The organism is Sphingopyxis terrae subsp. terrae NBRC 15098, assembly GCF_001598815.1.
Lineage (GTDB): Bacteria > Pseudomonadota > Alphaproteobacteria > Sphingomonadales > Sphingomonadaceae > Sphingopyxis > Sphingopyxis terrae.
The window spans coordinates 1-4,546 of the sequence record NZ_BCZQ01000057.1 but is presented as its reverse complement, the minus strand read 5'-3'; the positions used below and the strand labels follow the sequence as shown (position 1 = coordinate 4,546).

General features: G+C 61.6%; 5 protein-coding genes. 3 read left to right on the top strand and 2 right to left on the bottom strand.

The window, feature by feature from the left end; translation table 11 throughout:
• Window positions 1–130: 130 nt before the first annotated feature.
• On the bottom strand, window positions 131–565 hold the full coding sequence (locus STE01S_RS19435; RefSeq protein ID WP_062770898.1) for a hypothetical protein: 435 nt from the start codon (window positions 563–565) through the stop codon (window positions 131–133).
• A 4-nt stretch (window positions 566–569) separates the two neighbouring features.
• Window positions 570–1,217: a hypothetical protein gene (locus STE01S_RS19430; RefSeq protein WP_062770896.1), complete on the bottom strand. Its 648-nt coding sequence runs from the start codon at window positions 1,215–1,217 to the stop codon at window positions 570–572.
• Between the two features lie 99 nt (window positions 1,218–1,316).
• On the opposite strand from STE01S_RS19430, the gene STE01S_RS19425 reads away from it, so the two are divergent.
• From STE01S_RS19425 to STE01S_RS19415, 3 genes are read left to right on the top strand one after another with little or no spacing between them, the layout of a single operon-like run.
• Window positions 1,317–2,534: a tyrosine-type recombinase/integrase gene (locus STE01S_RS19425; RefSeq protein ID WP_062770893.1), complete on the top strand. Its 1,218-nt coding sequence runs from the start codon at window positions 1,317–1,319 to the stop codon at window positions 2,532–2,534.
• On the top strand, window positions 2,531–3,472 hold the full coding sequence (locus STE01S_RS19420) for a tyrosine-type recombinase/integrase (protein WP_062770891.1): 942 nt from the start codon (window positions 2,531–2,533) through the stop codon (window positions 3,470–3,472). Before STE01S_RS19425 ends, STE01S_RS19420 begins: the two co-directional genes overlap by 4 nt.
• Entirely contained in the window at window positions 3,469–4,461 is a 993-nt protein-coding gene (locus tag STE01S_RS19415) for a tyrosine-type recombinase/integrase (protein ID WP_062770889.1), read from the top strand. The genes STE01S_RS19420 and STE01S_RS19415 overlap by 4 nt, the downstream gene beginning before the upstream one ends.
• Window positions 4,462–4,546: the final 85 nt, after the last annotated feature.

Below are 4,546 nucleotides of genomic sequence, written 5' to 3'. Positions count from 1 at the left end.
GACCCATAATGCCGTAACCCGGATTATGCCGCATGGCTTCGTTGGATATTGAATTTCCGCGCTTTGGTGGCGTGCCGTTTCGGCATATTCTAGGTACCCGATAGGCAATCCGTTGGATGGCGGTAACGTTTCAGCGCAACTGACGCGGCTCGCTCACTTCTTCCGCATCCTGTGTGGCCTCGTGCACTTCCTCTCTGATGATCTTCTGTGTGATTTCATCCAGATGTGAGGTTAGGGCTCCGCTCAGTTCCTCGAACTCTGGCCATAGCGTCATCCGAACGAAACTGGCTGGCGCGCGAACAATCACCGTCTGACGGTGCATGCGTGTATAGCGAAATGGCTTGACGCCATAGCGGCGGCACAGGGCGATGAAGAGCTGTCGTGACCAGGGGTCAGGAATTGAAAACTTGAACTCCTCGGCACGTTCTATCTTGCTGGCCGTCGCGAACTGGCGGCGAATGCGTTCCGCAGCTGCTCCTGCTGCAGCTTGCTCGCCGGCGGTCGTGGCGCCGGCATAGAGAGCTTCGATCTTGCGCAGCTTCTCGCGCAGGCGTTCCTCGGACATTGGATCAATGCACCGTCGGCTTCTCTGTGAGGATGCCGTCAAGCATCTGTCGCCGTGCACGAGTGCAAGCCAACACGGTCTCGTGAATCTCGGTCTCCATGATTTTGGTCAGTTCGCGCAGGTGCTTGAATGTCGTGTCGAGCTTGGTGCGATCATCGGCGTCAGGGTCACGCGCCACGAGTTCGCAGATGCCGCCCATCATCGCGCGCAGCTCGGCGAGATGGCCGATTGCGCCATGTGCCCGTTCGGGCAGATCGATGATATCATGACCGTTGAACAGACCTTCGATAAATCCGTCCAGTTCCTCAAGACGGATCAGCCCGTAGCGTCCGAGATTTGCGGCAGTAGGGTCCATCGACACGCGGGTCAGCCTGAATGGCTGGCTGCGCTTCTGATGCCGGGTCAGGCCATTCCAAAGGCCGTCGATCAGAGCGCCAATCAGTTCGTTGGCTTCGTCCATGCTATCGAACACGGGCAGCTCGCCGCCCCACAAATCCTGAATCATCTGCAAGGGCGAGGCCGATAGCTCCGGGGTTGCGATATTGCCCAGGAACCGAGTGCGCACTTCGTGGAATGGCACAGGGCAGTCGTACTTCTCGATCAACGCCTTCACGACTGCATCGCCGGGAAGCTTGGCCTTCTTCTGCTTCATGCCTGCACCAAATATCCGAAACCAACACTGCTGATAATCTTGCAGTCAGGGCGACGACAAGGCCCGGATCACGCTCCAACACTATGGAGCACGAAAACCATGACGAAAATCACCGAAACCTGCATTGAGCCGTACCTCGACAGCTTCATGCGCAGCTTTGCCGAGGCGAATTACAAGCCCGAAACCATCAAGGGATATCGCAATCTGGTTCGCAGACTTGGTCAGGCAATGGATGAAGAGGGCGTCGCACCAACAGCGTTGACGCCTGAACTCGCGGAAAAGCTGGGCCGGGCGGCAGAACCCGAAAGCAAGGGAACGATCCGCCTATACAGCCTGGGGCGCATGTTCGCCGCGCACCTGATCGAGATCGGCGTTGCCAAGCCGGCCGTTCCGACCGTCGCAGAGGCTGCCCGCGCCGAACTGCTGGCCGACTTCGAAACCTACCTCATCAAACAGCGTGGCCTCAGTCCGCGCAGCATCTACCACACGCTGCGCTTTGCCGACCGCTTCATGGACCACCGCTTCGGTGCGGGCATGATCGATCTGACCGGCCTTCGGCCCGTTGACGCCGTCGGGTTCGTTCAACACTTGCTGTCGCGGGGGCGGCCATACCGGGACAAGAGTGCAGTGACGCATCTGCGCACGTTCTTCCAGTACCTGTTCGCGCGAGGCATCACCGTGACCAACCTTGCCCTAAGTGTGCCCAGAGCAGCGACGGCCCGCGACAAGCGCCTTCCCCGGCATCTGCCGCCCGAAGGCGTCGAAGCCGTGCTCGACTGGGTTCGCCGAAATCCCCGGCACGGCGTTCGGGATTATGCAATGCTCCTGCTCATGGCCCGGCTCGGTCTTCGCGCGCCGGAAATCATCAGGATCGATCTCGACGACATCGACTGGCGCGCAGGCGAGTTGATGGTGCGCGGCAAGGGCAAGTTGCATGATCGCGTCCCGATCAGCCCCGAGATCGGCGAAGCCGTAAGCCGATATCTGCGCGAAGAACGCGGGCCGACCGAATGCCGCGCGCTGTTCGTTACCCAGCGTGCGCCACATCGTCCGTTCAAGGATGGTCAGATCATCAACGCTATCATCAAGGATGCGCTCGATGCGACCGGCCAGAAGCCCGCCACGCCCTATGTCGGATCGCATATCCTGCGCCACAGCCTTGCCACGCAGCTCATCAATCATGGTGCCTCGCTCGACGAGGTCGGCGACATGTTGCGCCACCGCTCGCGCGGTTCCACCATGATCTACGCCCGGCTTGATATCGAGGGACTGCGATCCATAGCCCAGCCCTGGCCAGTGGCGGGAGGCGCACAATGACCCTCGCCCTCCAGCTTGACCGCTATCTCGCCGTTCGCCGTAGCCTGGGCTATGATCTCAAAACGTCCGAGCGTGTGCTGCGCCGCTTCGTCCGCTTTGCCGATGATGCCGGCGCAAGACATATCGATACCGGCCTGTTCCTGCACTGGGACGCCAGCCAGCCTGTCGCCGGATCATCCACCCGGTCTGCCCGGCTCGGCATGGTGCGGCTGTTCGCGCTGTGGCTGAGCAGCATAGACCCGGTGCACAAAGCGCCGCCGCGCGGGTTGCTACCGGATCGCGCCAGGCGAAAACGGCCCTACATCTACAGCGAAGCCGAGATCAAGAATATCATCGCAGCGGCCAGTGAACTGCCTTCCACCTACGGGATGCGCGGGCTGACATGTTCGACCTTCTTCGGCCTGATCGCTGTCACGGGACTCAGGATCAGCGAAGCGCTGGCGCTGGATACCGACGACCTTGATGCAGCAACCGGAGTGCTACGTGTCCGGCATGGCAAGCTGGGAAAGGAGCGCCTGCTGCCACTCGATCCGACTGTCGTGGACCGGCTGACCACCTACACGACCGAACGTAACCGGTTGCTCGGTCGCGCGCCCAGGCCGATCTTCGTCAGATGCAACGGCGACCGGCTCAGCGAATGGTCCGCGCGGGCCAGCTTCGCACGGGTCAGTCGAACAATCGGGCTGCGGGAATACTCGCGGTTCAAGCTGCACGGAAAAGGACCACGCATACACGACCTTCGTCACACCTTCGCGGTTCGGGCCATGATCGACTGGTATCGCACAGGCAAGGATCCGGCACACGAGATGATCAAGCTGACGACCTGGCTTGGCCATGCCAACCCTGACCACACGTTCTGGTACATCGAGGCCGTGCCCGAACTGCTGGAACTGGCGATGGCGCGCGCGACGCGCCTTGGCGGGGAGGCTGAGCAATGACCGCCATGACCTTGCCGGCGCTGATCCAGCGCTTCTTCACCGACCGGCTGTGCGTCCAGATGGAGGCGAGCCGTCATACCATCGCGAGCTATCGCGACACGTTCCGCCTGCTCTTGCGCTATGCCGGTGCACGCCTTGGCAAACCACCGGTCGCTATCACAGTCGAAGATATCGACGTCGATCTGGTTGCCGACTTCCTCGCCCACACCGAAGCGGCGCGCGGCAACTGCGCCCGCAGCCGCAATACCAGGCTCGCCGCAATCCGTTCGTTCTTCCGCTACGTCGCGATGACCGACCCCACATGGATGCTGCACTGCCAGCGCATCCTCGCGATGCCCAACAAGCGCTATGTAAAGCGCGCCGTCACGTTCCTCGATGCGAGCGAGATCGCCGCCCTGCTGGCGGCGCCGGATCTCTCGACATGGGCGGGAAAGCGCGATCATGCCCTGCTGCTGCTCGCGGTGCAGACGGGCCTCAGGGCATCCGAACTGGTCAGCCTGCAAAACAAGGATGTGGTGCTCGGCACCGGTGCTCATGTTCGTTGCATGGGCAAGGGACGGAAGGAACGGTGCACGCCGATCAGGCGGGAAACCGCCAAGGTCCTCAAGGCGTGGATCGGCGATCATGGGAAAAGCGATCAACCGCTGTTCCCCTCGATCCGTGGCGAACGGCTCAGCCGCGATGCGCTCGAACATCTGGTGCGCAAGCACTGCCTTACGGCATCGCGGACCTGCCCAAGCATCGCCGCCAAGCGGGTCACGCCGCATACGCTTCGCCACAGCACGGCGATGGACCTGCTCCACCATGGCGTCGATCAGGCCGTGATCGCACTGTGGCTGGGGCATGAATCGGTCGAAACGACGCAGGTTTACATCCACGCCGATATGCGGATGAAGGAAAAGGCACTCGCCCGCGTTGCCGCACCGGATGTGCCGACAGGACGGTTCCAGCCCGACGATCAGCTCCTCGCGTTCCTCGAAGGGCTCTGATTATGCGAAATTGCCGCGTGGTGGATGGCCGGAAAACAGGGCCTTGGCCGACGCCATGCGGCATAATCCGGGTTACGGCATTATG